The following is a 22,536-nucleotide window of genomic DNA, read 5'->3' on the forward strand; positions in this document are numbered from 1 at the left end:
TCTAAAATGACTGCCGGAATTTTGCCGGATTCGCGTTTCTCAGGCGCATCGAATCAGGGTGAGTTCCGGCTTCTTTTTTTCCTCGCAGAGCAATTCCACGCAGGCTATCAGATTGGCGATTTCGACCTTGCTGTAGTGCGTGGTGATGCGCCCGGCGTGGTGGCCGAGCAGATCCTGTCGGTCCTCGAACGATACGCCCGCCGCCCGTAGACGCATGCCAAACGTGTGGCGTAGATCGTGGATACGCACACCCTGCAGGTTCACCGCTTTGCGTCCCTTGCTCCATGCTTTTCCGCCCATGCGTCCGAGTTTTCCGCCCTCGTAGCCGAAAACGAACTCGCCCGCTTTCCCACGCCGACTGTCTACGATGGCCCGGGCGACCGCATTGAGCGGTACGATACGCTCGTGCCCATTTTTGGCGGCGTCCTCCTCGATGATGAAAACGCTGGCGTCGCGGCCCTGTACCTTGCACTCGGCATCCCACCGTAGGCCGCAAATTTCCTGGTCTCGCATGCCGGTGTTTAACGCAAACAAGACCATTTCGCTGAGGTAGCCCGGCAGTGCCTTGAGGATGGCCTGCTGCCCCGACCAGCTGATGGGCCTGGGTTTTCGTTTTTCGCCTTTGGGCACGGGCAACAACGGCACGGTGTCCAGCCAAGCGCGCCCTTGTTCGTCTCGCCACAGCCGCGCCGCCAGTGTTAGTACCCGGCGAACGACGGCGATGTCGCGCGTGAGCGTCCCCGCCGAGATGCCGGCCCGGCGACGGTCTTTGATGAAACCGTCGAGGCTCCCGGAGTGGATGCGCGATAACTCCAGTGCCCCTATGTAGGGCATGATTGCCGTGAGTGTGGTGATATCCCTGTCCAGGCTTTTTTTGTGCTCCTCTTCGATATAGCGCGCCGCCGCCTGGTCGAACGTGTAGTTGATGCGTTCGCCGTAGATCGTGATGCGGCGTATCTGCTCGATGCGGCGCGCTAGGTAGCGCTCGGCGGCGTCAAGTTCCGTCTCTCCAGTGCTCTCGAAAATGCGCTGACCGCCGATTGTTTTTTCAATGTGCCAGGTTTCGCCCCTTTTTCTAAGGCCGGGGGTTGGTTTTGCCATTTCAATTCCTCCTGTTTACTGCCCGGCTTTCCGTTCGCAGCTTTAAACCCAGATTGTTCATTAGCCGCTTGCGACCAGCGTAGGAATAACTGGTGGACCGGAGGCATTGGCCCATAGGCCAGAAAACCAGGCGCGTTTTCGGCGAGGGACGGAGAGCATCAACCGGTTCTGGCTGGCGTCGTTGTGCCACGATCCGCCGATGGCGAGCACCAGGCCGTGCAGGGTGGAAAGCGTATGCTGCACGCGTGATCGCATCACCGCCTGGCGAAACAGGCTCATCAGGTTGTAGGCGAGCATGGCGAAACCCAGCGCGGCTTCCGTCGCCCAAAAGTCCTGGAGGTTGAAGGCATCGACCCCGAAGTCGGCCTTCAGTTCCTTGATCCGGTTCTCGCAGTCCGCCCGGCCGCGATAGGTGCGCCAGACCTCCACCATGGGCAGTTCGAGGGTGGTCACGAAGGCGCCATAGTGCCAGCCCTGAATGTCCGGGTCGTCCGCAAACAGTGACAGGTTCTTGCCGGGCGCTTCCCGGCGCTTGATCGACTGACGGACCACAATCAGGCGCCGGGGTGTTGACCAACCGGCCGCGCAATAGCGCAACTCCGTCAGTTCCAGTCCCGTTTCCAACGCCCACCAACCCGTGGCCTGGTAGATCGTGCGTTGCAGCGGCTGAGTGAGCCGGGCGGCGATGATGTAAGGAATCTGCTTGCCTTCCAGCTTCGAAAAGACGGCCTCATCGAAGAAGCCGCTGTCGGCGCGCAACAAGCCAACGACCTTCTCGCCCAGATGATGCAAGGTCGATTCGAGAAACTGCAGGACGTTGTTGGCACTGTGCGCATTGCCCGGCCGCAACCAGAAGTTGGCCACCATCCTCGCCTCGGCGACAAAGGCCAGCAAAGGGTGATGGCTTGCTCGGCCTCTCCGGCCTGGGCTGTAGCCGCGCGTGGCGCCCTCCTGCACACCGTTGCGGGTAATCACCGTGGAATCCACGTCCAGAGTCACCCGCTTCAGCTCCGTGATGTTGCCGAAGAACCAACGGTGCGCCTCAGCCTGGACCTGTTCGTTGGCGAGCATGTCGAAACGGCCAAACAGTCGCAGGATGGCCTTGTGGCCGGCTGCGTGCGGCCAACCGAACAATCGAGTCAGTGTACTGTCCATCCGCACCGTCTCGGCATGCGCGAACCGGCAAGCGCCACACCAGATCGAAACGATGAATTGCTCGATCAACTGCACTGGCGGATAACCCCGGTTGGATCCCGGTGCCGGTAAACCCCAGCCCGCCACAGCCTCTCGAAACCCCATGCCGTCGAGCATGCGTTTCAGCAGCGCCAATCCACCCCATGCCGTGACTTCCCGGTCGCTGAAACTCACCGAAAACCCGTCCCCTCTGAGTGTCGACTGTACCATCGATGCCACCTATGTCGTTGATCCCGCGAATCTTCCGCTAATGGTATCCATTAGAACCCACTCGGTTGCCCATCGCCTCCGAGGGTCTACAGCTTGCCTCGAAATCCCCCCAAAGGCCTAATGAACAATCTAGGTTCATGCGTCTTTGTGCTTGCTACCCACGGGCGACGCGTGACCAATGGACAAGAATTCGTTTCCGCAAAAGGACGTTTCCGGCCGGTTCGCCTCGACGGCCGTTTCCCGCTCCAAGGTGGCTTGGTTTGTAGAACGGGAGGACGGGACCCAGGCGCTTAGGGCGGGCGGGAAAATAACGGGCGCGGTTTGGATGTTCCGGAGGCTGGCAAAAAAGTCCGGCTCAGGCGGGAGTTCCTGAACCGGATACAGGGGGAGCGCCAACCGAGCGCGGAGAAATTGGAAGTCGTCAAGGCCGTTCACGGCTTGGCCTCATCGGCGGAGGCCAAAGGGACGGAGGAGGCAGGGCTGTAAAGCGCGTCAATACGTTCGCGGTAGACGGCAATCACGTGCGATACACCGGGATATTCGTCTAAAAGACGTTCGATACCGGAAAGCTCACCTTGAGCATAGGCACCGACCGCGCCGGCCTCGTCTGGCGTACGGCTCTTGCGATAAGCGGACTCGGCACCAGAAGCAATGCGTTCGCACGTTTCGCGTAACGTAGCGAGCGATAGGTGGTACATCGTCACAAAGCCCCCTTGCGGCCACGAATGGCGCGTGACGCGGCAATCGCAGATTCAGCGCGACGCTTGCGGGCATCCAGGCCATGCAAGACATGGCCTAGTTCGCCCACACACTTCGCGCAAGCCGCCACGACAGAGCCTGTCGAGCTGTACCAGCGATCACAGTAAGGGCACTGGATGCGGGCCTTCATAAGAAAACCTCCTGCTCCAGTGCCTGCTTGAAGAGCAACGCGACGTTAACGAGCTTGTGTTTGCCAACAACAACACACGGAATCTGGCCGCGGTCAGCCCAACCGTCGACGACACCCACACTGACACCTACCAATTGCGCAAATCGCTCACGGTGCATGTAAGGCACGTCCGGCGACACGTGAACCGGGGAAAGAACTTGGTTTTCATCCGGTTGCGTCATATGCTTTTCTCCATATCGTCACTTTGCGTTACATTGCTTTATTTGCTTGCAATATTAGCATCCAACATATGCAATTGCAATAATTGCAATCACAAAAGTTTCAGGCGTGAACATACAAGACAGGCTAATAACGCTTATAGAGCGGTCAGGAATGACCCCTACCGAGCTAGAAAAAACGACCGGTATTGACCGGATGAGATGGTCAAACGTGAAAAGGAAAAGCATCCGAGCCACAGGCGAACACCTAGAAGCAGCCGGAAAACTTTGGCCCGAATACGCCTACTGGTTAATTACAGGAAACGCGAGACCGGAACACGGAGACATAAGCCCCGAAATAGAGGACGCCAGAAAAAAACTTCACGAGGTTGGCTAGTCGCTCAAAAAGTCACCGAGCGATGGAAAAAGGACAGGGAAGATTAACTATGAGCAACAAGAACGGGACGACAAGAGGACATACGGAATGAAACTCGCCGTTCAGATCGCCTGCGGGATCGTCATTGCCGCCGTAACAATAGGCCTCAGCAACACCCTAACCAATCTAGGGACCTCATCTGCCTTTGATTGGTTACATACGAAAAACCAACAGAAAATCGAAGAAGAGAGACGAAAAACGATGATCGCGGCCGAGGAACAACGGCGGATCAACGAAAAAATTGCCAGGGAGCGAGCGGAAGAAAACGCACGAAAACAGGCCGAACTCGCCCGCTTGGCCCAGGAGAAGGAACAAGCATGGACCAAATACTTCATCCCCTCAGCCAGATGTAAACGAGCGAAGACGGAGAATGTCGCGTGGTCACGATTCATGGAATGCCACAACGAAGAGTCCCAGCAACGACGCGAGTTCGAAGCCGCCTATAAAGGCGATGCCAAAACCTTCGAGGAAACCGTCTTAAAGAGACGGATTCAACAAAGAAACCCAGCCAAAGATGAAGCAGCCGACCAATGTGAACATTGGAAGGAGCTATGGCAGACGACCGGAGCTACCGAGAGAACGGACATAGTTGCAGAGAATATGGGGGCGTCAGAATTTCTGTGTGTGAGGCGTGAGTAGACTTTTCCACGGTGACGGCTGCCGAAGGTCCGTTCAGACCGTAGGCAGAGGGCGCGGTGGCAAAGTCGGTGGTCATTTTATCCGCGAGCCGCTTCAAAGCGTTCAGCGTAGAGGATGGCGAATTGGTTCATGGCGTCCTTCCAATCCTTGGCCGCCCGTCCCCAGTCGGCCGTAATGTTGCGCAAGGCCAGCCAGATCAGCTTGCTGGCAGCATCGTCGCTCGGGAAATGGCCACGCGTCTTGAGGATCTTGCGCAGTCGGGCGTTGATGCTCTCGATGGCATTGGTCGTGTAGATCACCCGGCGGATGGCGGGCGGGAAGGCAAAGAAGGGAATCACCCGGTCCCAGGCCCGCCGCCAGGCGGCGACCACGGTCGGGAATTTCTCACCCCAGAGGCCTTGCTCGAACGCGTCGAGTTCGGCCAGCGCGGCTTCGGCGCTGGGCGCGGTGTAGATCGGCTTGATCGCTGCCGCCAGTGCCTTACGGTCCTTCCAACTCGCGTAGTCGAGGCTGTTGCGAATCAGATGCACGATACAGGTCTGCAGCGTGGTCGCTGGGAAAACGGCGGCCAAGGCCTCGGGCATGCCCTTCAGGCCGTCGGTGACGGCGATCAGGATGTCGACCACACCGCGCGTCTTGAGGTCATTGAAGACCTTCATCCAGAACTTGGCGCCCTCGGTGTTCTCGATCCACAACCCGAGGATGTCGCGCGTGCCGTCTGGCAGAACAGCCAAGGCCAGGTAGATCGCCTTGTTGCGGACCACCGCCTCCTCGCGAATCTTGACCCGCAGAGCATCGAAGAACACCACCGGATACATGGCTTCGAGCGGGCGTGACTGCCAGGCGGTGACCTCGGCCATCACCGCATCGGTGACTGAACTGATGAATTCCGGTGAAACCTCGGTGCCGTACTGCTCGGCCAGGAAGCCCTGAATCTCGCGCACCGTCATGCCCCGGGCGTACATGGCCACGATCTTGTCATCGAAACCGGTGAAGCGCCGCTCGTGCTTAGGGATAAGCAGGGGTTCGAAGCTGCCCTGACGGTCGCGCGGGATGTCGATCCGAAGCGGCCCGTCTTCGGTCAGCACCGTCTTGCCGGTCACCCCGTTGCGGTGATTGCCCACCTCGCCGGGCTTGTCGGCGCCGGGTGGGTAACCCAGGTGATGGCTGAGTTCGGCGCCCAGTGCACGTTCGATCAGCGCCTTCTTGAACGCCATCGAGGCGGCATTGATCGCCTCGGCGTCCATCGGGCCACTGACCATCTGGTCTATGAGTTCTTTCGGAATGCTGGGCAGCGCCGCTGCCGGTTTCTTCTTGCTCGTCTTGCTTGGCATACATGCTCCTTAACAACATGTTATGCCTCACACACAAAATTTCTGACAGGCTCGAGAACATCCGTAAATATTGCAGGTAACGAAATGATCACCGGTCTTCCCTTCCATGCCAGACCCGGACAATGACAACACGATTATCAGGCGCGTAACGATACCGAAGAACATAGCCACTACTGCCGAAACTCGTCACCAGTTCCCGTGTAAGCGGGTCCTGCCTGACGATCAAACCCACGTCCGGGAATTGCTCCAGGATACTGGCCGCGTGAATGATGGCATAACGGGCATCCATGGCAGCGCCAGGATTTTTACCTTCGAGGAAGTCTACAAGACGCTCAACATCCCGCACCGCTTCCTTCGTCCAGATCACTCGGGACATGCCTTCCGATTCCCTTTGTTCCAGTCGTCAAGCCAGTTCAACACGCGGTCACCTTCGATTCCGCCGTGTTCAATGCAGCCCTGAAAGCGCTTGTCGTCTTCAGCGTGTTCCAGTTCACGCAGCAAGTAGGCATCAATGGCACGTCTGACAACGGCATCAATAGACTGGTGAGTAAGCGAAGCAACATTAGAAAGTGCCGCTTGAGTCTTGTCGTCTATCGTCACTTCAAGAGTGCTCATATTCAGACCTGCAAAATTACAAAGAAGCTTTAACCTTCGCTCAGGTGTCGACCACGTGTCAACGGCATAGCACCGAAACCGCGCCTTAATGTGACGATCCATCCACACAATCCCTTGTTTTGCTGCACTTTTCGTCACTATGCGTCACCGCACACCGCACTTTTATGTGTAGAAGTTCAGACTAGATCTGACAGTACTCCTTGCCGAGAGGTGGGGTTACCCGTTTTGATAGAGGTGCGAATCTTCATCGAAACGGCGCGTAAGCGCAGGAGTAACCCCATGAGTAGTCTCAATCAGAATGTCATACGCCACAAGATCGGCTTGCTGAACCTGGCGACCGAGTTAGGCAATGTCGCCAAGGCCTGCAAGGTCATGGGTCTGTCGCGTGACACCTTCTATCGCTATCAGCATGCGATGGCGGAAGGGGGGCTTGAAGCATTGTTTGACGCCAACCGCCGCAAACCGAATCCGAAGAACCGGGTTGAAGAAGCGACGGAAACGGCGGTGATTGCCTATGCCACCGAGCAACCGGCCCATGGGCAAGTCAGGACCAGCAACGAGTTGCGCCAACGCGGCATCTTCGTTTCGCCCTCGGGCGTCCGCTCCATCTGGCTACGCAACGACCTGGCCTCGTTCAAGCGACGCCTGACCGCCTTGGAGAAACAGGTGGCAGAGCAAGGTATCGTGCTCACCGAAGCCCAGGTGGTGGCGCTGGAGAAGAAGCAGGACGACGATCTGGCGCAGGGCGAGATCGACACGGCGCATCCGGGCTACCTGGGTTCCCAGGACACCTTCTATGTCGGCACGCTCAAAGGCGTGGGCCGTATCTACCAGCAGACCTTCGTGGATACCTACAGCAAGGTGGCGATGGCCAAGCTCTATACGACCAAGACGCCGATCACCGCCGCCGACCTGCTCAATGACCGGGTACTGCCCTTCTTCGCCGAACACGGGATGGGCGTACTGCGCATCCTGACGGACCGGGGCACCGAATACTGCGGCAAGGCCGAAACGCACGACTATCAGCTCTATCTGGCGCTCAACGACATCGAGCACACCAAGACCCGGGCGCATCATCCACAGACCAATGGCATCTGCGAACGCTTCCACAAAACCCTGTTACAGGAGTTTTATCAGGTCGCTTTCCGCAAGAAGCTTTATCTATCCATGGACGAGCTGCAGGCCGACCTGGATGCCTGGATCGACCACTATAACCAGGAGAGAACCCATCAGGGTAAGATGTGCTGCGGACGCACACCCCTACAAACACTTCATGCTGGAAAGGAGGTGTGGGACCAAAAAGTCAGCCACTTGAATTTGATCTGACAACCAGGCGCACCCAAAACGGGTAACTGTCAGATCAAGTCTGAACTTCTACAGGTGAAGACCCGGTCATCCATTTCTACGAGCACTTTCTTTCCGCCTACAACAAGAAGCTCAAGGTCCAGCGCGGGGTCTTCTATACCCCTCAGCCCGTTGTCTCCTACATCGTCCGCAGCGTCCATGAACTGCTGCAAACCGAATTCGGACTGGAAGATGGACTCGCCTCCACCGTCACTTGGGGTGAGATGCTGGAAAAGCATCCGGAGCTGAAACTGCCACCGCTTACAGACGAACCGGGCGATAAGCGCACCGTTCTGCCGGATGAGCCTTTCGTCCAAATCCTCGACCCCGCCACCGGCACCGCCACTTTCCTCGTTGAAGTCATCGATCTGATCCACCGAACTCTTACGGCGAAGTTGAAGAAAAATGGCCTCACCGAGGCTCAACAAAAAGCGGCATGGAACGACTATGTGCCGAAGCACCTTCTCCCGCGCCTGCATGGTTACGAGCTGATGATGGCCCCCTACGCCATCGCACATATGAAAATCGGCTTGAAGCTCGCTGAGACCGGCTACCGCTTCGGCACCGAGGAACGCGCCCGCATCTACCTCACCAACGCTCTCGAACCGTGGGTCAAACAGCTCCCCCTCATCGGCTTCGACGCCCTGGCCCACGAAGCCGCCGCCGTGAACGAAATCAAACGCCACAAGCGGTTTACTGTGCTCATCGGCAATCCGCCGTATTCGCTCTACACTGCAAATCTAACGGAAGCTGGGAACGCGTTGATTGAACCATTTAGATCCGTAGCTGGCGAAGTCGTGCGAGAACGTGGCGCGCTCCAGCTGGAAAAGAATCTCCAAGATGACTACGTGAAATTCTTTGGATTGGCTCGCAGCATCCTCAAGAGTTCCGATGTTGGCACCCTTGGTCTTATCTCTAACCACGGCTACCTAAACAACAGAACCCTCCGAGGCATGCGATACTCGCTAGTCGAGTTTTTCAGGAAGTCATGGATTCTTGAACTCCACGGTAGCGCGAGTCGTTCGTCCACGAAATCGCGGGAAGTTTCTGACCAGAATGTTTTTGATATTCAACAAGGTGTGGCCGTCGGCATCTTCACGCGGCTTCACGCGGCACCAAGCAGTGTGTCGCACGAAGAAATACTCGGATCACGGACTATTAAATATGATTGGTTGGCCAAGCACAGCATCACCGACACGGATTGGAGTCCTGTTGCGCCATCCGAGCCTTATTATTTACTGGAACCGCGGGACGCCGACACCGATGCGGAGTATCGTAAGGCCATTCCATTTGACCAAGCTTTTCCGCTCAACTCTACGGGTATTGTCACTGCGAGGGATACGCTTGTAGTTCAGTTCACACGCAGCGATGTCGAAGCGGTGATCACTCGATTGAGTCAACTTTCCGCCGACAAGCTCGTTCGGAGTTTGATCTGGGAGAAGACACGAAAGATTGGGCTGTCGATCGAGCTCAGAAAGACATCAAGGAAGCGTCTCGAAGGAAGGTCACGCCAACTACCATTTGGTATCGTCCGTTCGATGTCCGATGGACTTACTACACTGGTCAGGCGCGGGGTTCATGTGCAATCCTCGACGACCGGTGATGGGCAACCTGCGTGACGGCACCAACCTCGCACTTTGCACGAATCGGCAGGTCAATTCTAAGTTTTGCCACGTCGGGGTCACACGTGGCCTAATAACCGATTGCACGCTGTCGACGGCTACCAAAGAGCGGACCTATGCCTTCCCTCTCTATCTTTCTGTCGATTCCGATTCTTTGCTCCATAGGGAATCGCGTCGTTTGAATCTATCGCCGGGCTTTTTGGTTCACGTCGCAACTGCATTACGCCTTAAACAAGCAGGCGAGCACGGCCTGCCCGCCGGCCTGACGCCCGAAGACATCTTCCACTACGCCTACGCGGTGTTTCACAGCCCCGGCTAATGGAGCCGCTACGCGGAGTTTCTGAAGATCGATTTCCCGCGTCTGCCGTTGACTGGTAACCTGGAACTGTTCCGTGCGCTTGCTCAACTCGGCGGTGAACTCACCGCCCTGCACCTGCTGGAATCCCCCAAGGTAAACAACTTCATTACCCGATACCTGGGACAAGGCGACAACGGCATCCCCAAGAAACCCACCTACAAGGACGGGGCGGTCTGGATCAACCCCACGCAGCGCTTCGAAGGTGTGCAGGAATCCGTGTGGAACTTCCACATTGGCGGCTACCAGGTCTGCGAAAAATGGCTGAAAGACCGCAAGGGCCGCCGCTTGAACGAAGAAGACATTGCCCATTATCAGAAAATCGTCGTCGCCTTGCACGAAACCATCCGCCTCATGGCTGAAATCGACGAGACCATCGACAAGCACGGCGGCTGGCCGGGCGCGTTTCAAACCGCGGACTCATCGAAAACCTCATGACATCACCCGATGAAGAGGAAACGCTCCACATTTTCGTGGACGAGGCCGGTGATCCCACCCTGTTCGCCAACCGCCGCCGCGCCATCGTCGGCACCGAGGGTTGTTCTCGGTTCTTCATCATGGGCAAGCTGGAAGTGGACGACCCTGCCGGCCTCGATGCCCGCCTTAACGAACTTCGGGAACGGCTGACGACCCATGCCTATTTCCATGGCGTTCCCTCGTTCGATCCGGCGAGAGGAAAAACCGCTGTCATGTTCCACGCCAAGGACGACTTACCGGAAGTCCGCTTCCAGGTTTTCGACCTGCTGGCCTCGGTAGGCGATCAACTGCGCTTTCATGCGGTGGTCTGCGATAAGGAAAGGGTTTTGCAGGATGTGCGCCGGCGAAACGAGACCGACCCGGACTATTGGTACAACCATAACGAACTCTATGACGGCCTCATGCTCTCGCTGTTCGGCAAGTTTCACCGCCTTGCGGATGCCTACCGGGTTTGCATCGCCCGCCGCGGACAAAGCGATCGCAATGACGCCCTATGCGTCGCCATCGACCATGCCGAGAGGGATTTCGTGAAGAAATTCGGATTCGGCCGCGGAGGAAGCGACGTCTGGGAAATTCGGGTATCCACGCCGAAAAACGATGCCTGCTTGCAGGCGGTGGATTATTTTCTCTGGGCGGTCCAGCGGTTCTATGAGCCTCGGGTAGACTCGAAAACCGGTGCCTCGTTGCGGGATGAGCGTTATTTGAAAGTGTTGTGGCAACAAATCGGCGAAATACACGATCTCGATTTCGGCCCGACCTACGGCAGCTTTTTCAATAAGCAGTGCCCGTTGACGCTGGAGGAACGTTTCCTCGAAGGGAAGCGAAAAAAGAATAAGCCGTGAGTATAGGAACCCCGAGAGTTCACACGGCACGCGGCCGAATTTCGCTCACAGCTTGAGGCGAAGTATAAGGGGAAAAAACTAAGAAGCCAATCTGGCAAATCCAAGTGCAACCTTTTGAATTTTGGCCAATATGACCAAGAAACCTAGCGCAAGCCGATGGACTGAGGAAAGACGAGCCAGGCAAGCGGAACAAATTCGCCAATGGCGACCGTGGGAGCAATCGACCGGGCCAAGGACGGATGCCGGGAAAACCCGCAGCAAAATGAATGCACAAACCCATGGTGGCCGCTCGGCAACCATGCGGGGATTGAGCGCGCTTCTGGCCGAACATGAGCGGGAGCTTAGAGAGTTAAAAAGCGGGTTTAGTTCCGGCTAAGACTGGCGGGGCATGGTTAACAGCAGCGGGATTAGGCAAAATATCGCTAACATGGGTGTATCGCTTGTCTGCTTAATTCTGGGCGCATTAGTGAACACTCGAATCCTGAGGCGACGCGGCATTGCGGCGCAATTTCGCCTTTATTTCCGAACGGTTTTTCTGCGCAGCAACCCCCAAACAAGACGGGCTGTCGGCCGTTCTGGGGCGATTTTGGTTCGCAGTTTCCGCGCGCTCAGGATCAAGAATGGTGTGGGTTTGAGGCATGTTTCGGCGGTCGATTCCGCGCATGTTCCCGAGCACCCGGACGGGTGGCAATACCCCACTACGCTATCGATGGCAGTCCGCCATGAAGTTTCTTGTGGCAAGGTCGAATTGACCACACCCCCCGGTGCGGCTTTCGCGGGGTACGCTCTGGTCATCCCTCCGGCCTAGAAGCGTTTTCAACAGGCAACAAAAAAACCGGCTCAAGGCCGGTTTCTCGTACACCAGTTTCCGAAAAGTTTCCGATTAAGGGATCTGACTTTCGTAAGCTATTGTTTTATATGGCGTCCCCACGGGGATTCGAACCCCGGTCGCCGCCGTGAGAGGGCGGTGTCCTAGGCCTCTAGACGATGGGGACTAGAAGGTCGGCATTATAGTGCATAAAGCCTGTATGTTAAATAGAAAAGTGCAGGCACCCTGAACCGCCGCGGTATTGGTGGAGGCTCCAACCTTTGAGAACATGAGGCCATGAAGAAGTCTACGAAGTTTTCTCCCGAGGTTCGCGAGCGTGCAGTTTGCTTGGTGTTTGAGTGCCGCGACGATCATCCGTCGCAATGGGCCTCCATTGAGTCCATCGCCGGCAAGATTGGCTGTACGTCCCAGAATCTGCTCAGTTGGGTATGACGACATGAGCGCGATACAGGCCGGCGTGATGGCCTGACCACGGCGGAAACGCAGCACATCAAGGAGCTAGAACGGAAGGTCAAGGAGCTGCGCAAAGCCAATGAACTTCTACAAATAAAGTGTAGAAGTTCAGACTTGATCTGACAGTTACCCGTTTTGGGTGCGCCTGGTTGTCAGATCAAATTCAAGTGGCTGACTTTTTGGTCCCACACCTCCTTTCCAGCATTAAGAGTTTGTAGAGGTGTGCGTCCGCAGCACATCTTACCCTGATGAGTTCGCTCCTGATTGTAGTGGTCGATCCAGGCATCCAGGTCGGCCTGTAGTTCGTCCACGGTTAGATAAAGTTTCTTGCGGAAAGCGACTTTATAAAACTCCTGCAACAGGGTCTTGTGGAAGCGTTCGCAGATGCCGTTGGTCTGTGGATGACGCGCCCGGGTCTTGGTGTGCTCGATGTCGTTGAGCGCCAGATAGAGCTGATAGTCGTGCGTTTCGGCCTTGCCACAGTACTCGGTGCCGCGGTCTGTCAGGATGCGCAGTACGCCCATGCCGTGTTCGGCGAAGAAGGGCAGTACCCGGTCATTGAGCAGGTCGGCGGCGGTGATCGGCGTCTTGGTCGTATACAGCTTGGCCATCGCCACCTTGCTGTAGGTATCCACGAAGGTCTGCTGGTAGATACGGCCCACGCCTTTGAGCGTGCCGACATAGAACGTGTCCTGGGAACCCAGGTAGCCCGGATGCGCCGTGTCGATCTCGCCCTGCGCCAGATCGTCGTCCTGCTTCTTCTCCAGCGCCGCCACCTGGGCTTCGGTGAGCACGATCCCTTGCTCCGCCACCTGTTTCTCCAAGGCGCTCAGGCGGCGCTTGAACGAGGCCAGGTCGTTGCGCAGCCAGATGGAGCGGACGCCCGAGGGTGAGACGAACACGCCGCGTTGGCGCAACTCGTTGCTGGTCCTGACCTGCCCATGGGCCGGTTGCTCGATGGCATAGGCAATCACCGCCGTTTCCGTCGCTTCTGCGACCCGGTTCTTCGGATTCGGTTTGCGGCGGTTGGCGTCAAACAATGCTTCAAGCCCCCCTTCCGCCATCGCATGCTGATAGCGATAGAAGGTGTCACGCGACAGACCCATGACCTTGCAGGCCTTGGCGACGTTGCCTAACTCGGTCGCCAGGTTCAGCAGGCCGATCTTGTGGCGTATGACATTCTGATTGAGACTACTCATGGGGTTACTCCTGCGCTTACGCGCCGTTTCGATGAAGATTCGCACCGCTATCAAAACGGGTAACCCCTCCTTTCGGCAAGGAGTACTGTCAGATCTAGTCTGAACTTCTACAAATAAAGCATGTAACGACTTACCTGTATGCGGAAGCCGTTAGGCTGTTGCCGCACAAGTTGCTTTTGCATCCCAGGGAAGGATGCGACGTCCGTATCGAATCCAGCGACCTTGCTATCCACCCCGCGCACCATCTGTGCTGGCAGCGCGACGTATACGACAATGCTGTGGCTCTGGCGACTTTCACCGAGCGCTGCAACGGTCTCTCGATCGATAGCCGTATCGTTCTTCAGCATTTCGACGACCGGCCCTTGGACTTCTGGGTGGCCGACTACGCCGTCCTCGATCCGTTCCTTTACGACCCCGCCGAGTATGCCGACCTGTGCGCTTATATTTTGCCGACCTATTCTCCGATCGAGCCTCTGTTGAACACGTGGCTGCGATCGTTCTGGCATTCAGGCCAGACAGTGGAAACCTATGTCCTGCTCGACAGGATCAACCGTGCCATTGCCTGCGACTTTACCTACCCGCAAAGGGAAGAACCGGGTGTTCAGGCACCGGCGGCTACCTTGGCCAAGCGCGCCGGTTGCTGTCGGGACTTTGCGACCTTGTTTAGCGCTGCCTGCCATTATTTAGGTCTGGCGGCGCGCTTTGTCAGCGGCTATCAGTGTTCACCCACGTTCGCGCGGGGTCTGGGTGCGACCCACGCTTGGCCTGAGGTTTACCTGCCCGGCGCAGGTTGGAAAGGATACGACTCCACCAGTGGCCAAGTGGTCGGGAACGACCACATCGTTTTGGCCGTGGGTCGGCATCCGGAATCGGTGCCGCCCGTCTCCGGTTCGTTTGTCGCCACTACCCATCAGTCACCCAGCATGCAAATTGTGGTTGAGCTCGCCGAAATCCCCGCTCAAGCCCGGTAGGGTCAGCGAAGGCCGCCAGGCTCTAGGGAAGGCAACAGCTCATCCGCGCCTTAAAACCCATGCAATATAAGCACTATGCTTACTTTTCATTCTGCCCCGATCTCGGCAGTATGGAGTCTATAAGGAAAATCGGCACGAGCGCGCCGAGTCGGATAAGAAATCGCAGGACATCGTGTTGAAGTCGCATTGGGCGATTCGACATTCAACGGTTTACCCTGCGTTCAAACCCAGAAGATGGAGAATATCTTGATCCGAAAAAAGAAAGCCCCGCCTGCCGCAGTCGTTGCGACTGACTTGGCGCCGTCGTTGGCGCTGCCCGCTCGCGAGTTTCCCATTGTGGGTATCGGTGCCTCGGCAGGAGGCCTGGCGGCATTCGAAGCGTTCTTTTCCGGCATGCCGGCCGACACCGATCCCGGCATGGCCTTCGTACTGGTGCAACACCTCGCCCCGGATCATAAGAGCATCCTCTCGGATTTGCTCAAGCGCTACACCCGCATGCAGGTCTTCGAGGTCGAAGACGGCATGGCGGTCCGGCCCAACTGCGCATACATCATCCCGCCCAACCGGGATATGGCTCTACTGAACGGGGCGCTTCAATTGCTGGAGCCAAACGCACCCCGCGGGCAACGCTTGCCTATCGATTTTTTCTTCCGCTCTCTGGCACAAGACCAGAGAGAGCATGCCATCTGCATCGTCCTGTCCGGCACGGGTAGCGACGGCACTCAGGGGGTGCGAGCGATCAAAGCCGAGGGCGGGATGGTCATGGCGCAGGCCCCCGAAACCACGGAGTACGACGGCATGCCACGCAGTGCCATCGCTACCGGGATGACGGATTTTGTGCTGCCACCCGCCGCGATGCTGGCACAGCTCATCAGCTACACCCGGCAAGCATTCGGCAAAACCACGCGCTCCGTGCTGCCTCCGGCGTGCAACGATGAAGATTCCCTACGAAAAATCTTCGTCCTGCTTCGCACCCACACATCCCACGACTTTTCGCTATACAAGCGCAACACCATCGTCCGTCGGGTCGAACGACGCATGGCTGTCCATCAGATCGAGCGGCTGGACGACTATGTCCGTTACTGTCAGCACACCCCGGCGGAGATCAAGGCGCTCTTTCGCGACCTGCTCATCGGCGTCACCCAATTCTTTCGCGACCCCACCGAATTCAAGGCCGTACAGGAACAGGTCATCCCGCGCCTGTTTGTTGGCAAACCGCCGGGCTCAGTGGTCCGAATCTGGGTGCCCGGTTGCTCGACCGGCGAGGAAGCCTACTCGCTTGCCATCTTGATCCAGGAACACCTGGAGGTGACAAAGAAAAACGTCAAGGTGCAGTTGTTTGCCACCGATATCGACAGCCAGGGCATCGAAACGGCGCGCGCCGGTCTTTATCCGGCCAGCATCGCCGCCGATGTGACGCCCGAACGGTTGGCGCGGTTTTTCATCAAAGAAGCGGATGGCAACGCTTATCGGATACAAAAAAGCATCCGCGACCTCCTGATCTTTTCCGAACAGGATGTCATCAAGGATCCGCCGTTTTCCAAGCTCGACCTCATCAGTTGCCGCAACTTGCTGATCTATCTCGGGGGCGAACTGCAAAAGAAGCTCATACCGCTCTTTCACTACGCCCTGAACCCGGGGGGCCTGCTCTTCTTCGGCACCGCCGAAAGCGTGGGCGAGTTCGTCGACCTGTTCTCCACGCTGGATCGTAAGGCCAAGCTGTATTTGCGCAAGGACAACGTTCACGGGACCTACCGCATGGCTACAGCGTCGTTCATCCCACCCTTGCCGGTCAGTGTCCCTCGTACGGACGGCAAGACGCCGCACGACGCCAAGTCTCCGTTGCGTGAGCAGACCGAGCTGGCTTTGCTGCAACACTATGCAGCCGTGGCCGCCTTGATCACCGCACGCGGCGACATCCTCTATCTGCACGGACGGACCGGCCGCTACCTCGAACCGGCACCGGGCGAAGCCGGCATGAACATCCTGAAAATGGCACGCGAAGGTCTACGCCCGGCTTTGACCACCGCCCTCCACTTGGCGGCATCTCAACAGGCGCCGGTTTCACATCCGGGCTTGCAGATCAAAACCAACGGAGATTTCAGCCCCGTCGATCTCACGGTCAGGCCGGCGGGTGCCACCGCGACAGCCGACCAAGCGCTATTCCTGGTAGTCCTGGAAGACGTCCCTGCTACTCGGCAAGTCGTGAACACCGAAGCCCGGCCTACCGCAAGCGACGACAAGGCCATGGCGGTCGACACCCGCATCGCCGCCTTGCAACAGGAGTTGCGGGCCAAGGAAGACTATCTGCAAAGCAGCATCGAAGAGTTGGAGGCCTCCAACGAAGAGCTGAAATCCTCCAATGAGGAAATGCAGTCCGTGAATGAGGAATTGCAGTCCACCAACGAGGAATTGGAAACGTCCAAGGAAGAGCTGCAATCGGTGAACGAGGAACTGGCCACCGTCAACGGGGAACTGCAATGCAAGCTGGTGGACTTGGCCAGGGCCAACAACGACATGAGCAACTTACTGGCCAGTACAGATATCGGGACCATTTTCGTCGACCACCAACTCTTGATACAGCGATACACGCCCGCGGTCACCGAGATCATCAACCTGATTCCCACCGATGTGGGTCGCCCGGTCGGTCATATCGTTTCTAATCTGGTGGGCTACGGCACCTTGGTGGAAGACGTGAGGGCCGTGCTGGATCGCCTGATTCCCAAGGAAATCGAGGTTCAAACCCAGGCGGGAGCCTGGTATCTGCTGCGTATCCGGCCTTATCGCACGATAGAAAACGTCATCGAGGGCGCGGTGATCGCCTTCATCGACATTACCGAACTTAAGCGGACACAAGCACTCATGCGGGAAAGCCAGGCCTTGCGCCATCTCGCCGTAGTGGTGCGCGATTCACGGGACGCAATCCTGGTGGTTGATACCGCAGGACGCATACAGGCCTGGAACCCGGCGGCCGAGCGTCTATACGGTTGGCGCGAGGACGAGGCGTTGGCGAAAAACATCGGCGAAATCATACCCGAAGGTCTGCGTTCGGAAGCATTGGAAACCGCGCAGCGCTTAAGCAAGGCCGAGGAATTGGCGCCGTATGCCACGGAAAGAATCGCCAAGGATGGAAGAACGGTGCCGATATGGCTCACTGCAACCGCACTGGTGAATGAAGCCGGCGAAGTGTATGCCGTGGCGACCACGGAGCGGATTCGGGAAACCGACGGATCACCCTAGCTCGGCACCGTTGCCGACAAGGATCGCGACTATGACCGATGAAAAGCTCCCTTCTGATTCGCCCGCAGACCCATCGCCCCTGCCGGCGCAGCGCTTGCGCCGGCGAGCCGAGGACATAGCCCGGTGGAGAGCCGCGGCGACCACGGTTATCCCCGATTCCCTGCCGCCCGAAGCGGCGCGACAGCTTATGCACGAACTGCAGGTGCACCAGATCGAACTGGAGATGCAGAACGAGGAACTGCGCCGTACCCAGGCGGAGCTGGAGGCTTCCCGGGCGCGCTATTTCGATTTGTATGATCTGGCGCCAGTGGGTTATTTCACGCTGAATGAAAAGGGCATCATCCTGGAAGCCAATCTCACCGCCGCCGATTTGTTGGGCATGACGCGCAGCGCGTTAATAAACCAGCCGATATCCCGGTTTATTCTTCCCGCCGACCAGGATCTTTACTACCGACATCGCAAGCAGCTTTTGGCAACCGGTACCTTGCAGGTTGTGGATCTACGCCTGGTCAAGCCGGGTGCCGAACCCTTCTGGGCTCGGCTGGAAGCGAATCGGGCCTGGGAAACCGAAGAGGCTCTCGTGTTCCGGGTCGTGGTGAGCGATATCGCTGAACACAAGAGCAAAGAGGAGCGCCTGCGTCAGGCCGCCGTTATGTTCGAGGGTTCCCGGGAAGGCGTCATGGTGACCGATGCCTCGGAACGCATCCTGATCGTCAATCGGGCCTTCTGCGAGATCACCGGTTATTCTGCCGAAGAAGTGCTGGGACAGACGCCGCGAGTCCTCAACTCCGGCCATCAGGATGCGGCTTTCTTTGAGGCGATGTGGGCCAGGATCGAGGCTACCGGGCATTGGCAGGGCGAAATCTCGAATCGGCGCAAGAACGGCGAGGTTTATCCGCAGATGCTGAGCATCAGTTCGGTGCAGGATGAAAGCGGCCAGGTCACCCAATATGTGGGCGTCTTTTCCGATGTCAGCCAACTCAAAAACGCCGCAAGCAGGCTCGATTTTCTGGCCCATCACGATCCGCTCACCGGCTTGCCCAACCGACTGCTGTTGTACGCCCGCCTGGAGCACAGCCTCGATGTGGCCCGCCGCGAGCGGAAATCTCTGGCGCTGCTGATGTTGGACCTGGACCGCTTCAAAGACGTCAACGACAGTTACGGCCATTTGGCCGGCGACGAATTGTTGCAAAAGGTGGCCCAGCGCTTGACGAGCCGGCTACGGGGCATCGATACGGTGACCCGGTTGGGCGGTGACGAATTCTCGGTGTTGCTGGATGATTTGTCCCATCCTCAGGATGCGGCGCTGGTCGCTACGGAGATCATCGAATCCCTCGGCGAACCCTGGCGGTTGTCGAATTGCGCGGAAGTCCGCATCGGTGCGAGTGTCGGCATCAGCCTGTTCCCGGAACACGGGAAAACCTCGGAAGAACTCCTGAAAAACGCGGATGCCGCCTTATATCGTGCCAAGTCCGAAGGGCGCGGCAATTTCAAGTATTTCTCGGACGACCTGACTTACGCCGCCCGTCGGCGGCTCAAACTGGAATCCCTGCTGCGCCGGGCCATCGACCGTAACGAGTTGCTGATCCACTATCAGGCGCAGATCGAGATCGAATCCGGCCGTATCGTCGGTGCCGAAGCCCTGATACGTTGGCGCCACGCCACCGAAGGCTGGATCCCGCCGAGCCAGTTCATCCCGGTTGCGGAGGAAACCGGTCTCATCGCAAGCATTGGCGGATGGGCGCTGGGTGAAGTCTGCCGCCAGGGCGTAAGCTGGATCGAAGCCGGTCTGCCGCCACTGAAGCTGGCCGTCAATCTCTCTCCACACCAGTTTCGCCACGGCGACATCAGCGGAACGATCGCGGGCATCCTGAGCGAAACCGGCTTCCCCCCCGAGCGTCTGGAACTGGAGTTAACCGAAAGTGCTCTGATGGAAAGAGAGGATGAGGTGGTAGCAATACTCAGGCAATTGCGGGATTTAGGTGTGCGTCTGGCCATCGACGATTTCGGCACTGGCTATTCCTCCCTGGCCTTTCTCAAACGCTTCCCGCTGGACGTACTCAAGATCGACAAGTCGTTCATCGAGGAGATTCCACAGAAACCGGACGACCAGGAAATCGCCGCTGCCATCGTGGCCATGGGCCATATCCTGCGTCTGAAAGTGCTGGCCGAAGGCGTCGAAACGGTGGAACAGCTCGACTTCCTGAAGACGCAAGGCTGCGACTACTACCAAGGCCATTACCACAGCCCGGCGGTACCAGCGGAGAAATTCGTAACGCTGGTCCAGGAGGACGGTCGCGGAACCGCCGACAGTTCTATCCGTGAAGTGAAATCGGAGGAAGCGAAAGGATGTTGAGCGGTACTCCTACAGTTTCCGGCCAGGACTCCACCTACTCCGGTTCGCCCGCTGCCACGTCGGCCTTGGACAGCGCGATTGCGCGAGCTAAGGCACGACTTCTCGACCTGCAACACGAAGAAGGTTATTGGGTATTCGAGCTCGAGCCGGATTGCACCATTCCGTCCGAATACATCCTGATGATGCATCACATGGACGAAATCGATGCAGGTCTCCAAACCAAGATCGCCTACTACCTCCGCTCGCAACAAAATACGGACGGCAGCTATCCCCTCTATCGTGGCGGCGCTGGCGATCTGAGTTGCACCGTCAAGGCTTATTACGCGCTGAAATTGGCCGGCGACTCTATTCAGGCCGCGCATATGGTCCAGGCTCGCGAGTGGATACTGGCTCGGGGTGGAGCCGCCAAGGCCAATGTCTTCACCCGTATCCTGCTGGCGATGTTCGAGCAGCTTCCCTGGCGTGCGGTCCCCTTGATCCCGGTGGAGATCATGCTGCTGCCCCGCTGGTTTCCGTTCCACCTGGACAAAATATCGTATTGGTCGCGTACCGTGATGGTTCCGTTGTCCATTCTCTGCACCTACCGGGTCAAGGCGCGCAACCCTCATAAAATCGGTATTGCCGAGTTGTTCGTCACTCCGCCGGACCAGGAGAGAAATTATTTCTCCCACGTCAAAACCCCGCTGGGCAAGGCCATCCTGGCACTCGATCGTATCGGTCAACTGCTGGAGCCGCTGATGCCCGGCTACGTCCGCCGTAAGGCTACCGCCAAGGCGCGCGACTGGTTCATGGAAAGGTTGAACGGTTACGATGGGCTGGGGGCGATTTTCACGGCCATCGTGAATTCCTATGAAGCCATGGATTATTTGGGGGTTCCTCCCGAGAACGAACAGCGAAAGACAGCGAGAGCGGCGATCGATCGCTTGCTGGTCGTCAAGGATGAGTGGGCTTATTGCCAGCCCTGCGTTTCTCCCGTCTGGGACACCGGCTTGGCGGCTCTGGCCCTGCAGGAGGTCGACCGCCGCGAGCGCGATCCACGCACCCGGCAAGCCCTTGCATCCGCCTTGCGCTGGCTGGCCGCCAAACAGTTGAAGGACGAACCCGGTGACTGGCAAGTCCAGCGCCCCAATCTGCCGGGCGGCGGCTGGGCTTTCCAGTTCGGCAATAGCTACTACCCCGACGTAGACGATACGGCGGTAGCGGCCTATGCGCTGGAACAGGCCGGCAACTCCGATTTTGCCGACAACGTCGAGCGCGCAGGGATCTGGATCGCCGGCATGCAATCCCGCAACGGCGGCTACGGCGCCTTCGACGCCGACAACACGCATCGGTATCTCAACCAGGTACCGTTTGCCGACCACGGCGCCCTGATCGACCCGCCGACCGCCGATGTCAGCGGCCGCTGCATCATGCTGCTGGGCAAGCTGCTAAACCGGCATCCGGAATATCGGCCCGTCATCGACCGCTGCATAGCTTACTTGCGCAATGAACAGGAAGCGGACGGCTGTTGGTTCGGGCGCTGGGGCACCAATTACATCTACGGCACCTGGTCCGTGCTGACCGGGTTGGAAGCCGCGGGTGTTTCGCGGAACGACCCCGGCATACGCAAAGCCGTAGCCTGGCTCAAATGCGGCCAAGGTGCGGACGGCAGTTGGAGCGAAGACAACGACAGTTATCAAAACGCGGAAATAAGCCGCGAAATCCAGCCCGGCACGGCATTCCACACCGCAATTGCTCTATTGGCATTGCTGTCGGCAGGAGAAGCCGATTGCCCCGAGGTGGCAGCCGGCGTGCACTATTTACTGAAACACCAGCAGGACGATGGTTTTTGGAAGGACGACAGTTTCAACGCGCCCGGTTTCCCTGCGGTTTTCTACCTGAAATACCACGGTTACGATAAGTATTTCCCGCTCTGGGCGCTGGCCCGTTACCGCAGCGAACGAAGGCGGCAAGCCGGCGGAGCTTGGATTTGAGACTCCGCACACAACCGGTTTCGTCCCGCAGCAACGCCGGGGTATCTGCACAAGCGCGGTTACCCGCATAGGGACTGACCTCCTCGCCGGAGCCCTCGCGCGCAAGCGCTATCGAGCGGTTTTCAGGAGTTGTCTTTGTGCAAGCTTATCGGTACCTGGCTATCCGTCGTTCTATGCATCGGGTCCGGCAGTGATAGTGCCGGGGAGCCATTTTGCGTGCCGACGGCTTGTGAGCGTTCGGTCGGTGCATCGGATTTGCG

17 protein-coding genes, 1 tRNA gene and 2 pseudogenes are annotated in these 22,536 nt (G+C 57.9%); 11 read left to right on the plus strand and 9 right to left on the minus strand.

Features of this window, described 5'->3' with window-relative positions; all coding sequences use genetic code 11:
- Nucleotides 1-39: 39 nt before the first annotated feature.
- The 4 genes from JWZ97_RS06660 to JWZ97_RS06675 form a co-directional block, all read right to left on the minus strand.
- Nucleotides 40-1,101 (minus strand): site-specific integrase, encoded by a 1,062-nt coding sequence (locus JWZ97_RS06660; RefSeq protein ID WP_205434012.1) that lies wholly within the window; start codon nt 1,099-1,101, stop codon nt 40-42.
- Between the two features lie 60 nt (nt 1,102-1,161).
- Nucleotides 1,162-2,505: an IS1380 family transposase gene (locus JWZ97_RS06665; RefSeq protein ID WP_205434013.1), complete on the minus strand. Its 1,344-nt coding sequence runs from the start codon at nt 2,503-2,505 to the stop codon at nt 1,162-1,164.
- 431 nt (nt 2,506-2,936) lie between these two features.
- On the minus strand, nt 2,937-3,209 hold the full coding sequence (locus JWZ97_RS06670) for a hypothetical protein (RefSeq protein WP_205434014.1): 273 nt from the start codon (nt 3,207-3,209) through the stop codon (nt 2,937-2,939).
- A 181-nt stretch (nt 3,210-3,390) separates the two neighbouring features.
- The gene (locus tag JWZ97_RS06675; RefSeq protein WP_205434015.1) at nt 3,391-3,615 is read right to left on the minus strand and encodes a hypothetical protein; all 225 of its coding nucleotides are present in this window, start codon (nt 3,613-3,615) and stop codon (nt 3,391-3,393) included.
- Nucleotides 3,616-3,721: 106 nt separating this feature from the next.
- Here JWZ97_RS06675 and JWZ97_RS06680 point away from each other — a divergent pair, with 106 nt between their 5' ends.
- Nucleotides 3,722-3,988 (plus strand): DNA-binding protein, encoded by a 267-nt coding sequence (locus JWZ97_RS06680; protein ID WP_205434016.1) that lies wholly within the window; start codon nt 3,722-3,724, stop codon nt 3,986-3,988.
- Between the two features lie 87 nt (nt 3,989-4,075).
- Entirely contained in the window at nt 4,076-4,666 is a 591-nt protein-coding gene (locus tag JWZ97_RS06685; RefSeq protein ID WP_205434017.1) for a hypothetical protein, read from the plus strand.
- A gap of 77 nt (nt 4,667-4,743) precedes the next feature.
- Here the strand turns inward: JWZ97_RS06685 and JWZ97_RS06690 are convergent, their stop codons facing one another.
- The 3 genes from JWZ97_RS06690 to JWZ97_RS06700 form a co-directional block, all read right to left on the minus strand.
- The gene (locus JWZ97_RS06690) at nt 4,744-6,000 is read right to left on the minus strand and encodes an IS256 family transposase (RefSeq protein WP_205428540.1); all 1,257 of its coding nucleotides are present in this window, start codon (nt 5,998-6,000) and stop codon (nt 4,744-4,746) included.
- A gap of 88 nt (nt 6,001-6,088) precedes the next feature.
- Nucleotides 6,089-6,376, minus strand: a complete 288-nt coding sequence (locus JWZ97_RS06695) for a type II toxin-antitoxin system RelE/ParE family toxin (RefSeq protein WP_205434018.1) — start codon at nt 6,374-6,376, stop codon at nt 6,089-6,091.
- A complete protein-coding gene (locus JWZ97_RS06700) occupies nt 6,364-6,615 on the minus strand; it encodes a hypothetical protein (protein WP_205434019.1) in 252 nt (83 codons plus the stop codon). The genes JWZ97_RS06695 and JWZ97_RS06700 overlap by 13 nt, the downstream gene beginning before the upstream one ends.
- A gap of 279 nt (nt 6,616-6,894) precedes the next feature.
- On the opposite strand from JWZ97_RS06700, the gene JWZ97_RS06705 reads away from it, so the two are divergent.
- From JWZ97_RS06705 to JWZ97_RS06725, 4 genes and pseudogenes are all read left to right on the plus strand, one after another.
- Nucleotides 6,895-7,941, plus strand: a complete 1,047-nt coding sequence (locus JWZ97_RS06705) for an IS481 family transposase (RefSeq protein ID WP_205433859.1) — start codon at nt 6,895-6,897, stop codon at nt 7,939-7,941.
- Nucleotides 7,942-9,391: 1,450 nt separating this feature from the next.
- Nucleotides 9,392-9,562 (plus strand): hypothetical protein, encoded by a 171-nt coding sequence (locus JWZ97_RS20325; RefSeq protein ID WP_371822614.1) that lies wholly within the window; start codon nt 9,392-9,394, stop codon nt 9,560-9,562.
- A pseudogene (locus tag JWZ97_RS20015) lies at nt 9,562-10,374 on the plus strand (type ISP restriction/modification enzyme). The gene JWZ97_RS20325 and the pseudogene JWZ97_RS20015 overlap by 1 nt, the downstream one beginning before the upstream one ends.
- Nucleotides 10,371-11,255: a DUF3800 domain-containing protein gene (locus tag JWZ97_RS06725; RefSeq protein ID WP_205434021.1), complete on the plus strand. Its 885-nt coding sequence runs from the start codon at nt 10,371-10,373 to the stop codon at nt 11,253-11,255. Before JWZ97_RS20015 ends, JWZ97_RS06725 begins: the two are co-directional and overlap by 4 nt.
- A gap of 919 nt (nt 11,256-12,174) precedes the next feature.
- Here the strand turns inward: JWZ97_RS06725 and JWZ97_RS06730 are convergent.
- A tRNA-Glu gene (locus JWZ97_RS06730) sits at nt 12,175-12,250 on the minus strand.
- 110 nt (nt 12,251-12,360) lie between these two features.
- On the opposite strand from JWZ97_RS06730, the pseudogene JWZ97_RS20020 reads away from it, so the two are divergent.
- Nucleotides 12,361-12,633: pseudogene (locus JWZ97_RS20020) on the plus strand (transposase); the annotation flags it as partial.
- Between the two features lie 56 nt (nt 12,634-12,689).
- Here JWZ97_RS20020 and JWZ97_RS06735 read toward each other — a convergent pair.
- Entirely contained in the window at nt 12,690-13,736 is a 1,047-nt protein-coding gene (locus tag JWZ97_RS06735) for an IS481 family transposase (RefSeq protein WP_205434022.1), read from the minus strand.
- Between the two features lie 158 nt (nt 13,737-13,894).
- Here JWZ97_RS06735 and JWZ97_RS06740 point away from each other — a divergent pair, with 158 nt between their 5' ends.
- From JWZ97_RS06740 to shc, 4 genes are all read left to right on the plus strand, one after another.
- Nucleotides 13,895-14,707: a transglutaminase family protein gene (locus JWZ97_RS06740; RefSeq protein WP_240342518.1), complete on the plus strand. Its 813-nt coding sequence runs from the start codon at nt 13,895-13,897 to the stop codon at nt 14,705-14,707.
- 246 nt (nt 14,708-14,953) lie between these two features.
- Nucleotides 14,954-17,947 carry a chemotaxis protein CheB gene (locus tag JWZ97_RS06745; RefSeq protein WP_205434023.1) on the plus strand — a complete coding sequence of 998 codons (2,994 nt, stop codon included), beginning with the start codon at nt 14,954-14,956 and terminating at the stop codon, nt 17,945-17,947.
- A 31-nt stretch (nt 17,948-17,978) separates the two neighbouring features.
- On the plus strand, nt 17,979-20,303 hold the full coding sequence (locus JWZ97_RS06750) for a bifunctional diguanylate cyclase/phosphodiesterase (RefSeq protein ID WP_205434024.1): 2,325 nt from the start codon (nt 17,979-17,981) through the stop codon (nt 20,301-20,303).
- A complete protein-coding gene (shc, locus tag JWZ97_RS06755) occupies nt 20,297-22,276 on the plus strand; it encodes a squalene--hopene cyclase (RefSeq protein ID WP_205434025.1) in 1,980 nt (659 codons plus the stop codon). The genes JWZ97_RS06750 and shc overlap by 7 nt, the downstream gene beginning before the upstream one ends.
- Nucleotides 22,277-22,536: the final 260 nt, after the last annotated feature.

It is taken from the genome of Methylococcus sp. EFPC2, assembly GCF_016925495.1.
Taxonomy (GTDB): Bacteria; Pseudomonadota; Gammaproteobacteria; order Methylococcales; family Methylococcaceae; genus EFPC2.

Bases quoted from the DNA above. Each gene is read 5' to 3' on its own strand.
- shc (WP_205434025.1), top strand. From the start codon at position 20,297: ATGTTGAGCGGTACTCCTACAGTTTCCGGCCAGGACTCCACCTACTCC.
- JWZ97_RS06695 (WP_205434018.1), bottom strand. From the start codon at position 6,376: ATGTCCCGAGTGATCTGGACGAAGGAAGCGGTGCGGGATGTTGAGCGT.
- JWZ97_RS06705 (WP_205433859.1), top strand. From the start codon at position 6,895: ATGAGTAGTCTCAATCAGAATGTCATACGCCACAAGATCGGCTTGCTG.
- JWZ97_RS06725 (WP_205434021.1), top strand. From the start codon at position 10,371: ATGACATCACCCGATGAAGAGGAAACGCTCCACATTTTCGTGGACGAG.
- JWZ97_RS06660 (WP_205434012.1), bottom strand. From the start codon at position 1,101: ATGGCAAAACCAACCCCCGGCCTTAGAAAAAGGGGCGAAACCTGGCAC.
- JWZ97_RS06690 (WP_205428540.1), bottom strand. From the start codon at position 6,000: ATGCCAAGCAAGACGAGCAAGAAGAAACCGGCAGCGGCGCTGCCCAGC.
- JWZ97_RS06665 (WP_205434013.1), bottom strand. From the start codon at position 2,505: ATGGTACAGTCGACACTCAGAGGGGACGGGTTTTCGGTGAGTTTCAGC.
- JWZ97_RS06700 (WP_205434019.1), bottom strand. From the start codon at position 6,615: ATGAGCACTCTTGAAGTGACGATAGACGACAAGACTCAAGCGGCACTT.
- JWZ97_RS06685 (WP_205434017.1), top strand. From the start codon at position 4,076: ATGAAACTCGCCGTTCAGATCGCCTGCGGGATCGTCATTGCCGCCGTA.
- JWZ97_RS06675 (WP_205434015.1), bottom strand. From the start codon at position 3,615: ATGACGCAACCGGATGAAAACCAAGTTCTTTCCCCGGTTCACGTGTCG.
- JWZ97_RS06735 (WP_205434022.1), bottom strand. From the start codon at position 13,736: ATGAGTAGTCTCAATCAGAATGTCATACGCCACAAGATCGGCCTGCTG.
- JWZ97_RS06750 (WP_205434024.1), top strand. From the start codon at position 17,979: ATGACCGATGAAAAGCTCCCTTCTGATTCGCCCGCAGACCCATCGCCC.